Origin of the sequence: Dyella sp. ASV21, assembly GCF_016428975.1 — a bacterium.
In the GTDB taxonomy this organism is placed as follows: Bacteria; Pseudomonadota; Gammaproteobacteria; order Xanthomonadales; family Rhodanobacteraceae; genus Dyella.
This window is the reverse complement of sequence record NZ_JAELTT010000087.1, coordinates 1-14,572: the sequence shown is the minus strand read 5'-3', so window position 1 is coordinate 14,572 and position 14,572 is coordinate 1. Positions and strand designations below refer to the sequence as shown.

Sequence of the window (14,572 nt, the reverse complement as noted above, 5' to 3'; positions counted from 1 at the left end):
CCCCCCCCCCCCCCCCCCCCCCCCCCCCCCCCCCCCCCCCCCCCCCCCCCCCCCCCCCCCCCCCCCCCCCCCCCCCCCCCCCCCCCCCCCCCCCCCCCCCCCCCCCCCCCTTTTTAATGATCCGGCGCCCACCGAGATCTACACCCGAACGTTGTCGTCGGCAGCGTCAGATGTGTATAAGAGACAGACACGGGCGTGCGGGTGGGGGCGGGGCCCGGCTCCGGCAGTTCCGGTGCCAGGTGGCGACCGGCGGAGGCCGGCACGCTGCGTGCCGGGGCGGCGCCGAGCGCGGCGCTGCCGTTGGCGGCGGCATTCTTCACGTCCTGCAGGGTCACTACGCCGTCGGCGCCGGTGGGCGTGACGCGGGTGAGGTCGATCTTGAGCTTCTTGGCGAGCGCACGCACGGCCGGCACGGCTTTGACACCGCCGACGCTGCTGGCTTGTTCCACGTGTACGGCGTTGCCGCTGACCATGGCGCCAACCACGGTGCCTTCGTCTTCGCGATCGGCCTTGGGGCTTTCCACTTCGCCGCCTTCATCGGAGGCGACCACGCGGTTGGCGTCGTCGGCTGCCGGGCTGCCCACGCTCTTCTTGGGACCGTGGTGATGGCCGGTGGCCTCGGCTTCGGCGCGCTGCTTGGCGTTCTGATCGGGTTCGAAGTCGGCAAGGGCCGAGCCGGTTTCGATGATGTCGCCCGGTGCGCCGTAAAGCTTCTTGACGGTGCCGGTGTAGGGGGAGGGCACGTCGACCACCGCCTTGGCGGTTTCCATCGAGCACAGCGGTGCGTCGAGCTTGATGTAGTCGCCTTCCTTGACGTGCCACTCGACGATGGTGGCGTCGGGCAGGCCTTCGCCGAGGTCGGGCAGGTAGAAAGTCTTGATGTCGGCCATAGGGATTCTCGCGAATTTTGTTTGGTCGTCATCCCTGCGAAAGCAGGGATCCAGTGTCTTTGTCTTGAGGCGCTGGGTCCCAGCTTTTGCTGGGGCGACGAGCGCGCTATGTCTTAGCTGTTGGCGAGCGTGCGCTTGGCGGCTTCCACCACGCGCTCGGTGCTCGGCAGGTACTTCATTTCCAGGCGGAACAGCGGAATGTGCGTGTCAAAGCCGGTGACGCGTTCGACCGGCGCGAGCAGGTCGTACAGGCATTCCTCGGCGATGCGCGCAGCGATTTCCGCACCGAAGCCCGCGGTCTTGGGGGCTTCGTGCACGATCACGCAGCGGCCGGTCTTCTGCACCGACTCGGCGATGGTGTCGAAGTCCAGCGGGGTAAGCGTGGCCACGTCGATCACTTCGGCGCTGATGCCGTCAGCGGCGAGCTCGTCGGCGGCTTCCAGCGCTTCCTTCACCTGAGCGCCCCAGGTGACGATGGTGACGTCGGTGCCGTCGCGCAGCACGAAGCACACGTCCAGCGGCAGCGCCTCGCCGTCATCGGGTACTTCTTCCTTGTACTGGCGGTAGATGCGCTTGGGTTCGAAGAACATCACCGGATCGGGATCGCGGATGGCGGCGAGCAGCAGGCCGTAGGCTCGCGCTGGCGAGGACGGCATGACCACGCGCAGGCCCGGGATGTTGGTGAACAGGTGTTCGTTCGCTTCGGAGTGATGCTCCGGCGCACGAATGCCGCCGCCCCACGGCGCGCGCCACACGGCCGGCACGGTGATGCGGCCGCGCGTGCGGTTGCGCAGACGCGCAGCGTGGCACGCGATCTGCTCCATCATCGGGTAGATGAAGCCTTCGAACTGTGCTTCGGCCACCGGCTTCATGCCCTGGGCGGCGAGGCCCACGGTGACACCGGCGATGGTGGTTTCGTCCAGCGGCGTGTCGAGCACGCGCAGCTCACCGAATTTTTCCTGCAGGCCCTGGGTGGCGCGGAACACGCCACCGTTGACGCCGACGTCTTCGCCCAGCACCACGACGCTTTCGTCGTGGGCCATTTCATAAGCCAGCGCCTGGGTGACGGCTTCGATAAGGGTGATCTGTGCCATGGGTTAGTGGGCCTTCTTTTCGAGCGAAAGGACGAGATCGCGCTGCTTGGCGAGATCGGCGGGGACTTCGGCGAAGGTGTAGTCGAACATCGCCGTGACCGGCTGGGTCTTGGTCTCGAGGTAAGCGTTGACCTCGTTGTCCATCCACTCGTCGCACTCGGCCTTCCAGGCTTCTTCCTTGGCGTCGTCCCACACGCCCTTGGCTACCAGCCAGTTGCGCAGGCGCTTCATCGGCTCCTTCGCCCAGGCGTCCTTTACTTCCTGCTCGCCGCGGTAACGGCGGGCGTCATCGGCGGTGGTGTGGTCGGAGAGGCGATAGGTCACCGCCTCGATCACGCTGCCGCCCTGGCCGTTACGCGCGCGGTCCAGCGCGTCTTCCATCGCCTTGCGCACGGCGATGATGTCGTTGCCGTCCACCTGGATGGAGAACAGGCCGGCGGCAATGCCCTTCTGGGCCAGCGTCGGCGCGCCGGACTGGATCTTGCGGGGCACGGAAATGGCCCACTGGTTGTTCACGATCACGGCCACCATCGGCAGGTTCTGCGCGCCGGTGATGTTGATGGCGCCGTAGAAGTCGCCTTTGGATGAACCACCGTCACCGATGGTGCACACGGCCACGCGCTTTTCGTTGCGGATCTTGAAGGCGAGCGCGGAGCCCGCGGCATGCAGGCACTGCGTGGCGATCGGCACCGACCAGGCGAAGTCGTGGCGCGCCGGTTCCTTCTGGTAGTCATTGCCGCGCTCGTCGCCGCCCCAGTACATGTACACCTCGCGCGGCTGTACGCCACGGTAGAGCTGGGCGCCGTATTCGCGGTAGCTCGGTGCGAACACGTCCTCGGGCTTCATGGCGCTGCCGATGCCTACGTGGGCGGCCTCGTGGCCAAGGCAGCTGGCGTAGGTGCCAAGCTTACCTGTGCGTTGGAGGGCGACTGACTTGGCATCGAAAACGCGGGTTGACATCATCAGCTTGTAGAGCTCGACCATATGGTCGAGGTCCTTGGCAAACTCAGGCAGGTCATCCCGAACCTGGTTGCCCTCGGCATCGAGATACTGCAGGTATTCGATTTCAAACTTGGCGGCGATGGACACGACTCGCTCCCGGAGTGAGTAATTGAGGTAATGGGGTGCTGGGAGGCGTCGGCCCATCCAGTGGGGCCAGGCACGCGTAAGGCCCTGAGCAAGACCGCATTTGATAGCAGGCGGGCATGTTGCGCCGCAAGGTACAGCGCAGCATGCGGCATGGTACGGGACGGCCCGCGCGAGCGGTTACCATGGCGGTTCCCCCGCTAGCAGAATGGCTATGACCGAGAACCAGCGCGACCTTGAGGCCGGTATCGAACTCGACCTGAATGGGCGACTGACCTATGGCGGCTACCTGCGGCTGGAGACGCTGCTTTCGGCGCAGCGCCCGCTCACCGACCCGCCGCATCATGACGAAATGCTGTTCATCGTGCAGCACCAGGTGGCGGAGCTGTGGATGAAGCTGATCATCCATGAACTGAAATCGGCGCTGGCGCATCTGCGTCAGGACGACCTGGACCCCTGCCTGAAGATCCTGGCGCGGGTGAAACAGGTGCAGCGCCAGTTGTTCGAGCAATGGGGGGTGCTGGAAACGCTCACGCCCTCCGAATACCTGGAATTTCGCGGCGTGCTGGGTTCGTCCTCGGGGTTCCAGTCGCTGCAGTACCGCCAGATCGAGTTTCTGCTGGGCAACAAGAACGCCCAGATGCTGCAGGTGTTCGCGTACGACCCGGCGGCGCAGGCGGCGCTGCGCGAGGTGCTGGAAGCACCCAGCCTGTACGATGAGTTCCTGCGCTACCTGGCGCGTCGCGGGCATGCGGTGCCGACGACGCTGGCCGAGCGCGACTGGTCGCAGCCTTATCAACGACATGTCGAGCTGTTGCCGGTGTTCAAGCGCATTTATGAGAACCGTGCGACGTTCTGGCCCGAGTACCACATGTGCGAGCAGTTGGTGGATATCGAGGGAAGTTTCCAGCTTTGGCGTTTCCGCCACATGAAAACGGTGGAGCGCATCATCGGACATCGGCGGGGCACTGGCGGTTCCTCCGGCGTGGCTTTTCTCAAGAAGGCGCTGGACCTGGAGTTTTTCCCGGAACTGCTGGATGTGCGTACCGAACTGGGTACTTGACGGCGGTCGATGCTGCGGCGCATTTGACGCCGGGCAGGGCAGCGGTTACATGTTTGAGTCCGCAAGAATTTTCGATTGGCACGCGAGTGCCGAACCTGTAGTAGCCAAGGGGAGCGCATGAGCGACACCACTTCCACCGCCGCGGCGGTACCCGACTATCCGCAGACCATGGGGCATCCGCGCCCGCTGTGGATGCTGTTCATGACCGAATTCTGGGAGCGCTTTGCGTTCTACGGCATCCGCTGGGCGCTGGTGCTGTACATCGTGTCCCAGTTCTTCGGCGGCGATGCCTCGGGCGAGCAGCCTGCGGGACGCACCTACGGCGCCTATCTGGCCCTGGTCTACGCAGCGGCCATTTTCGGCGGCTACATCGCCGACCGCGTGCTGGGCTATCAGCGCTCCATCCTGGTGGGCGCGGTGGTGATGGCCGCTGGCCTGTTCGCCATCGCGATTCCCGAGAAGCACATCTTCGAGATGGGCCTGGCCACCATCATCGTGGGTAATGGTCTGTTCAAGCCCAATATTTCCACCATGGTGGGCAAGCTCTATGGCGTCAGTGACACACGGCGCGACAGTGGGTTCACCATTTTCTACATGGGCATCAACCTGGGCGCGATGATTTCGCCCGTGCTTACCGAATGGCTGGCCAAGGCCGTGTTCGGCAGCAACAGCATGCCCAGCTACAAATACGTGTTCATCGCCTCCGGCGTGGGCATGCTGATCAGCCTGTTCTGGTTCTGGGTGGGCCGCCGCGGCCTCAAGGACGTGGGCCTGCCGCCCAAGGGGGGCGAAAGCCCCATGCGCGTGGTGTACGTGCTGGTGGGCATGCTGGCGGCCATTCCGCTGGTGTTCTCGCTGCTGGCGGCCGGTGCCGGCCTGCTGCAGTGGGTGCTGACCATCCTGTTCCTGGCATTGGCCGCGTTGCTGCTGGTGGAGGGTTTCCGCGAAGGCAAGGTGCAGCGCGACCGCGTGATCGCCATGCTGATCATCTTTGCCTTCAACGTGCTGTTCTGGATGTTCTTCGAGCAGGCCGGCAGCTCGTTCACCTTCCTGGCCGACAAGATCGTCAATCGCCAGTTCAGTGGTTTTGAGTTCCCCACCGCGTGGTTCCAGTCGGTCAACTCCATTGCCATCATCGCGCTGGCGCCCCTGATTGCCTGGATCTGGGTGGCGATGAAGAACCGCAACCCGTCCATCCCGCGCAAGTTCGGCCTGGGCCTGATCTTCAACGGCCTGGCCTTCCTGCTGCTGATGTTCGCCCTGTCCAGCATGGTGAACGAGCAGGGCAAGATTCCGTTCTGGACCTTGTTCATGGTCTACGTGATCCAGTCGGTGGGCGAGTTGTGCCTGTCGCCGATTGGCCTGTCGATGGTGACCAAGCTGGCGCCGCTGCGCCTGGTGGGCTTCGGCATGGGCGGCTGGTTTCTTTCCACCGGCATCGGCAACAATCTGTCGGGCATCTTCGCCGGCCACGTGAGCGGTGCGAATGGCATGACCGTGCAATCCGCGCTGGAGGGCTACACGTTTGGCTTCTGGTCGCTAATGGGCGCGGGCGTGCTGTTGTTCCTCATCGCGCCGCTGATCAACAAGCTGATGCACGGCGTCAAGTAAGACGCCCGGCAAGGCAAGCAAAGCGGGAGCCTCGGCTCCCGCTTTTTTTGCGCGTTACAGCGGCTGCACCGGTTGCAGCTTGTCCAGGATGCGGGCGAGCCAGGTGCGCTCCTCCTCGTCCAGCTTGGCCAACAGATCGCGTTCATGGGAGCGGGCCATCGGTGCCACCACTTCGTGCACCGCCCAGCCGGTTTCGCTCAGGCCCAGCACCGAGCGGCGCTTGTCGCCGTCGTGGGTGGCGCGGGTCACCCAGCCGGCCTCCACCAGCTTGGCCAGGGCGCGGCTCACGGCCACCTTGTCCATCAGTGTCCGCTCGGCCACCTCGCGTGCCGACAGCCCGTCGAAGCGGGCCAGCACCGCCATCACCCGCCATTCCGTCATGCTCAGGTCAAAACGGCGCTGATAATCATCCGCGATGGCCTGGCTGACCGCGTTGGAGAGAATGGACAGCCGGTAGGGCAGGAAGTGCTCCAGCTCCAATGGCGCGTGGTCGGGATGGTGTTCTTCGGGCACTGTTGCGGCGCTCCTTGCAAATGGTTTCATGTGTAACTATAACGTTCATATGATGACGATGGTCGCACGCTGGGTGTGGCCATTGAGAACGATCCACCAGGAGCTTCCCATGAGTGCGCAGCCCAATCTTGGCATGCAGGTCACCACCTTCGAAAATCCGATGGGTATCAACGGCTTCGAGTTCGTCGAATTTGCCGCTCCGGCGGGCCGTGGACAGGAGCTGCATACGCTGTTCCAGCGCATGGGCTTCAGCGCGGTGCTCAAGCACAAGTCGCGCCCCATCACGGTTTACCGCCAGGGTGATGTGAACCTTCTGGTGAACGAGGACCCCGATTCCTTCGCGGCGGAGTTCGCCAAGGCCCACGGTCCATGCGCGGCAGGCTTCGCCATTCGCTTCCAGAAGCCGGCGTCGGAAGTGCACGCGGTCGTGCTGGGCAACGGTGGTGAATCGTTCGACGCGCAGGCCGAAGCCACCAAGGCGGTGCATGCGCCGGTGGTGAAGGGCATTGGCGATTGCATGCTGTACCTGGTCGATCGCTACGGCGACAAGGGCAGCATCTACGATGGCGACTACGAGCCGATCGCCGGTGCGGACCTGCATCCCAAGGGCTTCGGTCTCACCTTCATCGACCACCTCACGCACAACCTCTACTTCGGCAATATGCAGAAGTGGTCCGCCTACTACGAGCGCCTGTTCAATTTCCGCGAGATCCGCTACTTCGACATCAAGGGCGCCAAGACCGGCCTGGTGTCCAAGGCGATGACCGCACCGGACGGCATCGTGCGCATTCCGCTCAATGAATCGAGCGATCCCAAGTCGCAGATCAACGAATACCTCGACGCTTACCACGGCGAAGGCATTCAGCACATCGCCCTGTTCACCGACAACATCTACGACACGGTGGAAGCCATGCGCGCCACTGGCGTGGAATTCCTGGATACGCCCGACACCTACTTCGATGTGGTGGACCTGCGCATCCCGAATCACGGCGAGGACGTGCCGCGCCTGGCCAAGAACAAGATCCTGATCGACGCGGACCTGGAGACCAAGCAGCGCAAGCTGCTGCAGATCTTCACCCAGAACAATATCGGCCCGATCTTCTTCGAGATCATCCAGCGCAAGGGCAACGAAGGCTTCGGCGAAGGCAACTTCCAGGCGCTGTTCGAGTCGATCGAGCGCGACCAGATGAAGCGCGGCGTGCTTTGAGAAGTGCCAGCGAAGGTCGCCGGGGCGACCTTCGCTGCAACAGGGCTGTTAGTGCGGGAAGCCGCCGTTTCTGAGCATGGTGGCGAACATCGCGCCGAAGAAGCTGATGTACAGCACCGTGATCACGATGCCGACGATGTACAGCACGCCCTGGATGACAAAATAGGTACGCAGCCGGGCCAGTGCTTCCTTGAGGCCTTCGGCATCGCCGCTAAGCTGGGCGCGCTCGATGGCGGAGGCCGATTGCATCAGCAGCACACCGATCCAGATCGGCAACCAGGCGACGATGATGCCGACGAGCGTAAGTGCGGTGATGGCACCCTGGATGATGAACATGATGCCGACGAACTTCATCCATCCCTTGCCCGAGGCAAGTGGTTGGCTGAGATCCTTCACGGAGGGTAGGGCGGCAGCTTGGCCTAGCGAGGAGTACGAGTCGGTCATGAACAATCCTTGGTGGTCATTGCAGTAAACGAATGACGCCTCATCCTTGGTATCGAGGCGGACCCATGGTCGTGAAAAAGAGTATCCGGATTGCGGGGAGTCTTCATGTCAACGAACAAGCAGCAGTACCTGTCCGGCTTCGGTAATGAGTTCGCCACCGAGGCGTTGCCCGGCGCGCTGCCCGAAGGGCAGAACTCGCCGCAGCGCGTGGCGCTTGGCCTGTACGCCGAGCAGCTGTCCGGCACGGCCTTTACCGCCCCGCGCCATAGCAACCGTCGCAGCTGGCTCTACCGCATCCGTCCGGCCGCCATGCATCATCCGTTCGCGGCGATGCCGGCCGGGCGTTTCCACAACCGATTCGACGAAGTGCCGGCCAACCCCAACCAGCTCCGCTGGGACCCCTTGCCGCTGCCCACCGAGCCCACCGACTTTGTCGATGGGCTGGTCACCATGGCCGGCAACGGCGGACCCGGCGAGCAGTCGGGTGTGGGCATTCATCTGTATGTGGCCAATCGCTCGATGCAGGGCCGTTTCTTCTATAACGCCGATGGTGAACTGCTGATCGTGCCGCAACTGGGCCGCCTCAAGCTGGTGACCGAGTTGGGCGTGATTGAGCTGGAGCCGCTGGAAGTGGCGGTGATTCCGCGCGGTGTGCGCTTTCGCGTGGAGCTGCTGGACGACAGCGCACGCGGCTACGTAGCCGAGAACTTCGGCGCGCTGCTGCGTCTGCCGGACCTGGGGCCCATCGGCAGCAACGGCCTGGCCAATCCGCGCGACTTCCTCACGCCGGTGGCGGCGTATGAAGACGTGGAAGGCCAGTTCGAGCTGATCGCCAAGTTCCAGGGCGGCCTGTGGCGCGCCGCCATCGACCACTCGCCGCTGGACGTGGTGGGCTGGCATGGCAATTACGCACCGTACAAGTACGATCTGCGTCGCTTCAATACCATCGGCTCGATCAGCTTCGATCATCCCGATCCGAGCATCTTCCTGGTGCTGCATTCGCCCAGTGACACGCCGGGCGTGAGCAATATGGACTTCGTGATCTTCCCGCCGCGCTGGCTGGTGGCGCAGCACACCTTCCGCCCGCCCTGGTTCCACCGCAATATCGCCAGTGAATTCATGGGGCTGATTACCGGTGCCTATGACGCCAAGGCCGAAGGCTTCGTACCGGGCGGCGCTTCGTTGCACAATTGCATGAGCGGCCATGGTCCGGATGCGGCCACGTACGAGAAAGCCTCGACCCGTGCTCTGTCCCAGCCGGACGTGATCACCGGCACCATGGCCTTCATGTTCGAAACGCGTCGGGTGATCCATCCCACCAGGCAGGCGCTGGAAGCACCGCAGCTGCAAGGCAACTATTACGAGTGCTGGCAGGGCATCGCCAAGCATTTCACGGGCAAGTAAGCGGCAGGTTGCCGCTACTTACGTACGACACAGGCAGGCGCCAACGCGCCGCCGACGGAGCAAAGCATGAAACTGGGTTCACTGAAGGAAGGCGGTCGCGACGGCACCCTCGTCGTGGTCAGCCGCGATCTGGAAAAGGCGGTGAAGGCCACGGGCATTGCCGCCACGCTGCAGGCGGCGCTGGACGATTGGTCCCATGTGGCGCCGCGCCTCAACGCGCTTTCCGAGGAACTCAACGCCGGCACGGCGTCGGGTGCCTTTGCGCTGGACATGACCGCGCTGGCCTCGCCGTTGCCGCGTGCCTATGAGTTCGTGGACGGCAGCGCCTACCTGCCGCACGTGGAGCGCGTGCGTCGTGCTCGCGGCGCCGAGGTGCCCGAGTCGTTCTACGTCGATCCGCTGATGTATCAGGCGACCAGTGCGGGCTTCCTGGGGCCGCGCGATCCGGTGGTGGTACCAAGCGAAGACTATGGCATCGACCTGGAAGCGGAAGTGGTGGTGATTACCGACGACGTACCGATGGCGGTGACGCCGGCCCAGGCTGCCGCGCACATCCAGTTGGTCGGCCTGGTGAATGACGTGTCGCTGCGCGGCCTGATTCCGGGCGAGTTGGCCAAGGGCTTCGGTTTCCTGCAGTCCAAGCCGCGTTCGGCGTTGTCGCCGGTGTTCGTGACGCCTGACGAGCTGGGCGACGCCTGGAAGGACGACAAGCTTCACCTGCCCATGCGCACCTGGCTCAACGACAAGTGGTTCGGCGAAGCCGAATGCGGCGTGGACATGCAGTTCAATTTCGCCCAACTGGTGGCGCACGCGGCCAAGACGCGTCCGCTCACCGCCGGCACCATCGTGGGCTCGGGCACCATTGCCAATGAGGACACCGACAAGGGTGCCTCTTGCCTCGCCGAGCAGCGCACGGTGGAGACCCTGCGCGATGGTCAGCCGAGCACGCCGTTCCTGAAGTTCGGCGACAGCCTGCGCATCGACGTGACCGATGCGTCGGGTGCCTCGATCTTCGGCGCCATCGAACAGGTGATTGCGCCGCTCAAGCGCTAAGTCGGGTTCGCTATGGCGTTCCAGCGACCGGCTTCGGCCGGTCGTTGCGTTTTTGTCGCAGGGAATTGATCGACATCAGCATGGCGGTTGTGGCGCGGCGGCACACTGTCGCGTATGCGCACGCCGCCCATCGTTCCTGAGTTCGACCCAGCCCTTATCGCTCGCTACGACGTAGCGGGGCCGCGTTACACCAGCTATCCCACCGCGCCGCAGTTCCATAACGGTTTTGACGAGGTGTCGTTGCGCGAGGTGATCGCCGGCTCGAACCTGGACGCATCGCCGCGCCCGCTTTCGCTGTACGTGCACGTGCCGTTCTGCTTTAGCCCGTGCTTCTACTGCGGCTGCACGCGGGTAATCACCCATGATCGCAGCAAAGCGGATAGCTACCTGCATTATTTGCAACGCGAGCTGGCGCTGATTGGCCCGCTGTTCGATCGAGAGCGGCCATTGCGGCAGCTGCACCTGGGCGGTGGCACGCCCAATTTCTTCGACGTGGAACAGATGACCACGCTGGTGAATGCGTTGGAACATCATTTTGAGTACCGCCGCAACGGCGAGCGCGAGTACGGCATCGAGATCGACCCGCGTTACGCCGACGCCGATTACATCCGCGCGTTGGGCCGACTTGGCTTCAATCGCGTCTCGGTGGGTATCCAGGATTTCGATCCAGCGGTGCAGCAGGCGGTCAATCGCATCCAAAGCGTGGCGCAGACACGCGAGGTGCTAGAGGCCGCGCGCGATGCAGGCTTTGTGTCGATCAGCGTGGACCTGATCTACGGCCTGCCGCGACAGACACAGGCGGGCTTCGAGCGCACCCTGGATGAAGTGATTGCCTTGGCTCCCGAACGCGTAGCGGTCTATGGTTACGCGCACCTGCCCAATCTGTTCAAGGCGCAGCGGCAGATCGAGGCGGGCGACTTGCCGGATGCATCGGCGCGCCTGGCGCTGTTCGGCACCGCGTTTGGCAAGCTGAGCGAAGCGGGATACCTCTATGTGGGCATGGACCACTTTGCGCGCGCCGATGACGAGTTGGTCAAGGCGCAGCAGGCGGGCACGTTGCAACGGAATTTCCAGGGCTATTCCACGCACGGCGATTGCGACATCGTGGCGCTGGGCGTTAGTGCGATCAGCCGGATCGGTCACAGCTACAGCCAGAATGCGCGCGATCTGATTGGCTATAAGGCCGCGTTGGATGCGGGGCACTTGCCGGTAGCGCGCGGCATGCGACTCTCGCACGACGACCGGGTTCGCCGCGCATTGATTGGCGAACTGATGTGCCACGGGCAATTGGACATGCATGGCTTTGGCGTGCGTCATGAACTGGATTTTGCGCGTCGCTTTGCCGATGCGCTGGCGCGTCTGGCCACGCAGGCCGAGGACGGCCTGGTGGAGATCGACGAACGCATGATCCGGGTGACGCCGCGCGGGCGCCTGTTGTTGCGCAATGTGGCCATGTGCTTTGACGCGTACCTGCACGAATCGGCGCCGGTACGGTACTCGCGCACCATTTGAGCCGGGGCGTCGTCATCATGGGCGGCGGCGTGTTCTACTAATGGGCCCCATCCAACGAGGTGTCCCATGTCCCAGGTTACGCTCAAGGGCCAGCCGGTCCAGGTCGACGGTCATTTCCCCGCCAAGGGCGAGCAGGCGCACGCGCTGTCGCTGGTCGGCAAGGATCTGGCCGATGTCTCGCTCGCCAACTACGCCGGCAAGCGCAAGGTACTGAATATTTTCCCCAGCGTGGATACGCCCACCTGCGCCACCTCGGTGCGCCGTTTCAACGAGAAGGCCAGCCAGCTCGATAACGCCGTGGTGCTGTGCATTTCCGCCGACCTGCCGTTTGCGCAGGCGCGCTTCTGTGGTGCCGAGGGCCTGGACAACGTGGTGACGCTGTCCACTCTGCGCGGCCACGACTTCCTCAAGAACTACGGCGTGGCGATCGCCTCCGGTCCGCTGGCCGGCCTGGCCGCGCGCGCGGTGGTGGTGCTGGATGCCAACGACAAGGTGCTGCATAGCGAGTTGGTGGGCGAGATCGCGCACGAGCCGAACTACGACGCCGCACTGGCGTCGCTGGCCTAAACCACGTCGCAGCGTCGTTGAAAAGGGCCGGATATTTTCCGGCCTTTTTTTATCAGGGAGACCGCGTTTTGGGCCGGCTCCAGTTGTGGTATTGGCGGTCGCCCATCACCACAGGGATCCAGGCATAACGCGTAGCGTGTGCATCACCGCCGGTCAGGGGTGCCACGCTCATGGAGGCCACGTAGCCGCGCATCACTTGGCCCAGATCCAGCTGTGGTGCGACATCGAGCAGGAGCACCGTGTCGGCGTGGCCGTCGGTACCGAAGCTCACCAGATAATCAGCGATGCCCGCACCCGGTGGCCGCTCATTGGGTGTGGACGCGTAATGGCGCTTATGGGTGGTGGGGTGCAGGTCGCTCGGTGCGCCTGGCGTGGCCATGCCAGCGCGAATCACGGCATCGTTGGCGGCGATGAACTGGCCAACATCCTTCATGATGGCATCGAGCGCCGAAGGGTCCAGATTGGCCTGGATGCGCAATACCAGTTCGCCCGCATAGCTCTGCGCGGCCGGCCCCAAGTTGCCGGCGAGCGGCGCGTAGTGCGCATAGATCTGTGCCCAGTTCATGGCCTCGCGGAACTCGCCACTGGCGTACTTGAGCTCGGCCATCTTGGCCATGGCCATCACGTGGCCTCGCAGCGCGGCGTTGGCGAAGTAGAGCGCGGCCTTGGCGTTGTCTGCCTGCACGGGCGAGCCGGGAGCGTGCTGCCCCATGTGATAGAGCGTGCCGAGCAGGTACAGCGTGTGATCGTCCGCCGTGGCCGCATTGCGCTCGACGTCGGCAAGCCATTGCTGGCGTTCGGCCAGTGAACGCTGAGCATCGAACAGATGAGCCCATTGCGCATCCGACACACCGTGCAGTGCGGGAGCATCGGCGGTGATTTGGGCGGTGTCAGCCTGGGTGGCGACAAAGGGCAGGCCGCATGAACAAGCGGCGACAACGGCCACGGCAGCGAAGCGACGACGACCTTCCATGACGCGCCCTCTGTGGGTTGAGAGCGTGCAGTATTCCCCCTGGCGCTGACGAAGAAAAGCAGCGCATCAAAGCGGGCCGCTTCCCCTCCCCTCCAAGCCAGGTCGACTTACTCGCCGAGCGTGAGCTTGCCCTTCATCGGTGCCGCATGCCCGGGGAGGTGCGGAAATAGGCGTCGCTTTCGCCGGCCTTGAGTGTGGCGACGGGCATCGTCGCCGTGGCCGATTCACCGCCGCCGGTCAGCTTGGCATGTGCGAACACGCGGGCGTCGCCAGGCCTGATGCAATCCTGCGCAGGTCGGCCGTCATGCCGTCGGCGAGAATGCCTGCTTCCTCGGTGGCATGGCCGAGTGCCCCGTTGTGGCTCATGGATGCCTTGGGCCGCTTTCGGGTGTGCTGGAACGCGACGCTGAGCTACTTTCAGGCCCTGGGCACCTCGATGTTCTTCTGGTCGTACTGCATCGCGTCGTTGCCCTCGGTGGTGGTGCAATCGGTGGCCCACAGGGACGTAACGCAGAGGCGGAGCAGGGCGAGGGCAGGCATGTTGCGGATCATGGAAGGCGCTCCCAGGCAAACGATGGGGAGCGCAAACGCTGGCGATGTAAGGCGCGTCGGCTTGATCTGGATCAGGTGTGCGATCGCTGTGTGGGGCGTGGCGACGGTGCATCGCACATGTGCCGGGCGCCGCAAACAAAAAAGCCGGGCTGAGCCCGGCTTTTTCGTCGCGATGAAGCGAAGTGCTTACTTGGCGGCCATCAGGGCGATGGTCATGTCCAGCATGCGGTTGGAGAAGCCCCACTCGTTGTCGTACCACGACAGCACCTTCACCAGGGTGCCTTCCATGACGCGCGTCTGGGTCGCGTCATAGGTGGACGAAGCCGGGTTATGGTTGAAGTCGATCGACACCAGCGGCTGCGTGTTGACGGCGAGGATACCCTTCAGCGCGCCGTTGGCGGCTTCGTTGATTACCGCGTCGATCTCTTCCTTGGTGGTCGGACGAGCGGCATCGAAGGTCAGGTCGACCACGGACACGTTGATGGTCGGCACGCGCATGGCGAAGCCGTCCAGCTTGCCGTTGAGTTCCGGCAGCACCAGGCCCACCGCGGCGGCGGCGCCGGTTTTGGTCGGGATCTGGCTCATCGTGGCCGAACGGGCGCG

Annotated in this window: 14 protein-coding genes and 2 pseudogenes; 7 read left to right on the top strand and 9 right to left on the bottom strand. The window is 64.0% G+C overall.

Annotated features, from left to right (window positions below; genetic code table 11):
- Positions 1-179: 179 nt before the first annotated feature.
- The 3 genes and pseudogenes from JHD67_RS19115 to pdhA form a co-directional block, all read right to left on the bottom strand.
- Positions 180-890: pseudogene (locus tag JHD67_RS19115) on the bottom strand (biotin/lipoyl-containing protein); the annotation flags it as partial.
- 113 nt (positions 891-1,003) lie between these two features.
- The gene (locus JHD67_RS19110) at positions 1,004-1,984 is read right to left on the bottom strand and encodes an alpha-ketoacid dehydrogenase subunit beta (RefSeq protein WP_199100765.1); all 981 of its coding nucleotides are present in this window, start codon (positions 1,982-1,984) and stop codon (positions 1,004-1,006) included.
- 3 nt (positions 1,985-1,987) lie between these two features.
- The gene (pdhA, locus tag JHD67_RS19105) at positions 1,988-3,073 is read right to left on the bottom strand and encodes a pyruvate dehydrogenase (acetyl-transferring) E1 component subunit alpha (RefSeq protein ID WP_199100764.1); all 1,086 of its coding nucleotides are present in this window, start codon (positions 3,071-3,073) and stop codon (positions 1,988-1,990) included.
- A 205-nt stretch (positions 3,074-3,278) separates the two neighbouring features.
- Between pdhA and JHD67_RS19100 the strand changes: the two genes are divergently transcribed.
- Together JHD67_RS19100 and JHD67_RS19095 are read left to right on the top strand one after the other, a co-directional pair.
- Positions 3,279-4,133: a tryptophan 2,3-dioxygenase family protein gene (locus JHD67_RS19100; RefSeq protein ID WP_199100763.1), complete on the top strand. Its 855-nt coding sequence runs from the start codon at positions 3,279-3,281 to the stop codon at positions 4,131-4,133.
- A gap of 117 nt (positions 4,134-4,250) precedes the next feature.
- A complete protein-coding gene (locus tag JHD67_RS19095) occupies positions 4,251-5,744 on the top strand; it encodes an oligopeptide:H+ symporter (RefSeq protein ID WP_199100762.1) in 1,494 nt (497 codons plus the stop codon).
- A 54-nt stretch (positions 5,745-5,798) separates the two neighbouring features.
- Here JHD67_RS19095 and JHD67_RS19090 read toward each other — a convergent pair whose 3' ends face one another.
- Entirely contained in the window at positions 5,799-6,257 is a 459-nt protein-coding gene (locus tag JHD67_RS19090) for a MarR family transcriptional regulator (protein ID WP_343214399.1), read from the bottom strand.
- A 109-nt stretch (positions 6,258-6,366) separates the two neighbouring features.
- On the opposite strand from JHD67_RS19090, the gene hppD reads away from it, so the two are divergent.
- Complete coding sequence (gene hppD, locus JHD67_RS19085; RefSeq protein ID WP_199100760.1) at positions 6,367-7,464, top strand: 4-hydroxyphenylpyruvate dioxygenase; 1,098 nt, start codon at positions 6,367-6,369, stop codon at positions 7,462-7,464.
- 48 nt (positions 7,465-7,512) lie between these two features.
- On the opposite strand, the gene JHD67_RS19080 is transcribed toward hppD, so the two are convergent.
- Entirely contained in the window at positions 7,513-7,908 is a 396-nt protein-coding gene (locus JHD67_RS19080; protein ID WP_199100759.1) for a DUF5362 domain-containing protein, read from the bottom strand.
- 105 nt (positions 7,909-8,013) lie between these two features.
- Here JHD67_RS19080 and hmgA point away from each other — a divergent pair, with 105 nt between their 5' ends.
- From hmgA to tpx, 4 genes are all read left to right on the top strand, one after another.
- Complete coding sequence (hmgA, locus tag JHD67_RS19075; RefSeq protein WP_199100758.1) at positions 8,014-9,312, top strand: homogentisate 1,2-dioxygenase; 1,299 nt, start codon at positions 8,014-8,016, stop codon at positions 9,310-9,312.
- Between the two features lie 66 nt (positions 9,313-9,378).
- Positions 9,379-10,365, top strand: a complete 987-nt coding sequence (locus JHD67_RS19070; RefSeq protein ID WP_199100757.1) for a fumarylacetoacetate hydrolase family protein — start codon at positions 9,379-9,381, stop codon at positions 10,363-10,365.
- A gap of 114 nt (positions 10,366-10,479) precedes the next feature.
- Complete coding sequence (gene hemN / locus JHD67_RS19065) at positions 10,480-11,877, top strand: oxygen-independent coproporphyrinogen III oxidase (protein ID WP_199100756.1); 1,398 nt, start codon at positions 10,480-10,482, stop codon at positions 11,875-11,877.
- Between the two features lie 66 nt (positions 11,878-11,943).
- Positions 11,944-12,444 (top strand): thiol peroxidase, encoded by a 501-nt coding sequence (tpx, locus tag JHD67_RS19060; protein WP_199100755.1) that lies wholly within the window; start codon positions 11,944-11,946, stop codon positions 12,442-12,444.
- 52 nt (positions 12,445-12,496) lie between these two features.
- Here tpx and JHD67_RS19055 read toward each other — a convergent pair whose 3' ends face one another.
- From JHD67_RS19055 to JHD67_RS19045, 4 genes and pseudogenes are all read right to left on the bottom strand, one after another.
- Positions 12,497-13,417: a hypothetical protein gene (locus JHD67_RS19055; protein ID WP_199100754.1), complete on the bottom strand. Its 921-nt coding sequence runs from the start codon at positions 13,415-13,417 to the stop codon at positions 12,497-12,499.
- 133 nt (positions 13,418-13,550) lie between these two features.
- Positions 13,551-13,676 carry a hypothetical protein gene (locus tag JHD67_RS22655; protein ID WP_255557377.1) on the bottom strand — a complete coding sequence of 42 codons (126 nt, stop codon included), beginning with the start codon at positions 13,674-13,676 and terminating at the stop codon, positions 13,551-13,553.
- A 158-nt stretch (positions 13,677-13,834) separates the two neighbouring features.
- Positions 13,835-13,969 (bottom strand): hypothetical protein, encoded by a 135-nt coding sequence (locus JHD67_RS22650; protein WP_255557376.1) that lies wholly within the window; start codon positions 13,967-13,969, stop codon positions 13,835-13,837.
- A gap of 186 nt (positions 13,970-14,155) precedes the next feature.
- Positions 14,156-14,572 (bottom strand): annotated as a pseudogene (locus tag JHD67_RS19045) (erythrose-4-phosphate dehydrogenase); the annotation flags it as partial.

Bases quoted from the DNA above. Each gene is read 5' to 3' on its own strand.
- JHD67_RS19110 (WP_199100765.1), bottom strand. From the start codon at position 1,984: ATGGCACAGATCACCCTTATCGAAGCCGTCACCCAGGCGCTGGCTTAT.
- JHD67_RS19100 (WP_199100763.1), top strand. From the start codon at position 3,279: ATGGCTATGACCGAGAACCAGCGCGACCTTGAGGCCGGTATCGAACTC.
- JHD67_RS19095 (WP_199100762.1), top strand. From the start codon at position 4,251: ATGAGCGACACCACTTCCACCGCCGCGGCGGTACCCGACTATCCGCAG.
- hppD (WP_199100760.1), top strand. From the start codon at position 6,367: ATGAGTGCGCAGCCCAATCTTGGCATGCAGGTCACCACCTTCGAAAAT.
- JHD67_RS19080 (WP_199100759.1), bottom strand. From the start codon at position 7,908: ATGACCGACTCGTACTCCTCGCTAGGCCAAGCTGCCGCCCTACCCTCC.
- hmgA (WP_199100758.1), top strand. From the start codon at position 8,014: ATGTCAACGAACAAGCAGCAGTACCTGTCCGGCTTCGGTAATGAGTTC.
- JHD67_RS19070 (WP_199100757.1), top strand. From the start codon at position 9,379: ATGAAACTGGGTTCACTGAAGGAAGGCGGTCGCGACGGCACCCTCGTC.
- hemN (WP_199100756.1), top strand. From the start codon at position 10,480: ATGCGCACGCCGCCCATCGTTCCTGAGTTCGACCCAGCCCTTATCGCT.
- tpx (WP_199100755.1), top strand. From the start codon at position 11,944: ATGTCCCAGGTTACGCTCAAGGGCCAGCCGGTCCAGGTCGACGGTCAT.
- JHD67_RS19055 (WP_199100754.1), bottom strand. From the start codon at position 13,417: ATGGAAGGTCGTCGTCGCTTCGCTGCCGTGGCCGTTGTCGCCGCTTGT.
- JHD67_RS22650 (WP_255557376.1), bottom strand. From the start codon at position 13,969: ATGATCCGCAACATGCCTGCCCTCGCCCTGCTCCGCCTCTGCGTTACG.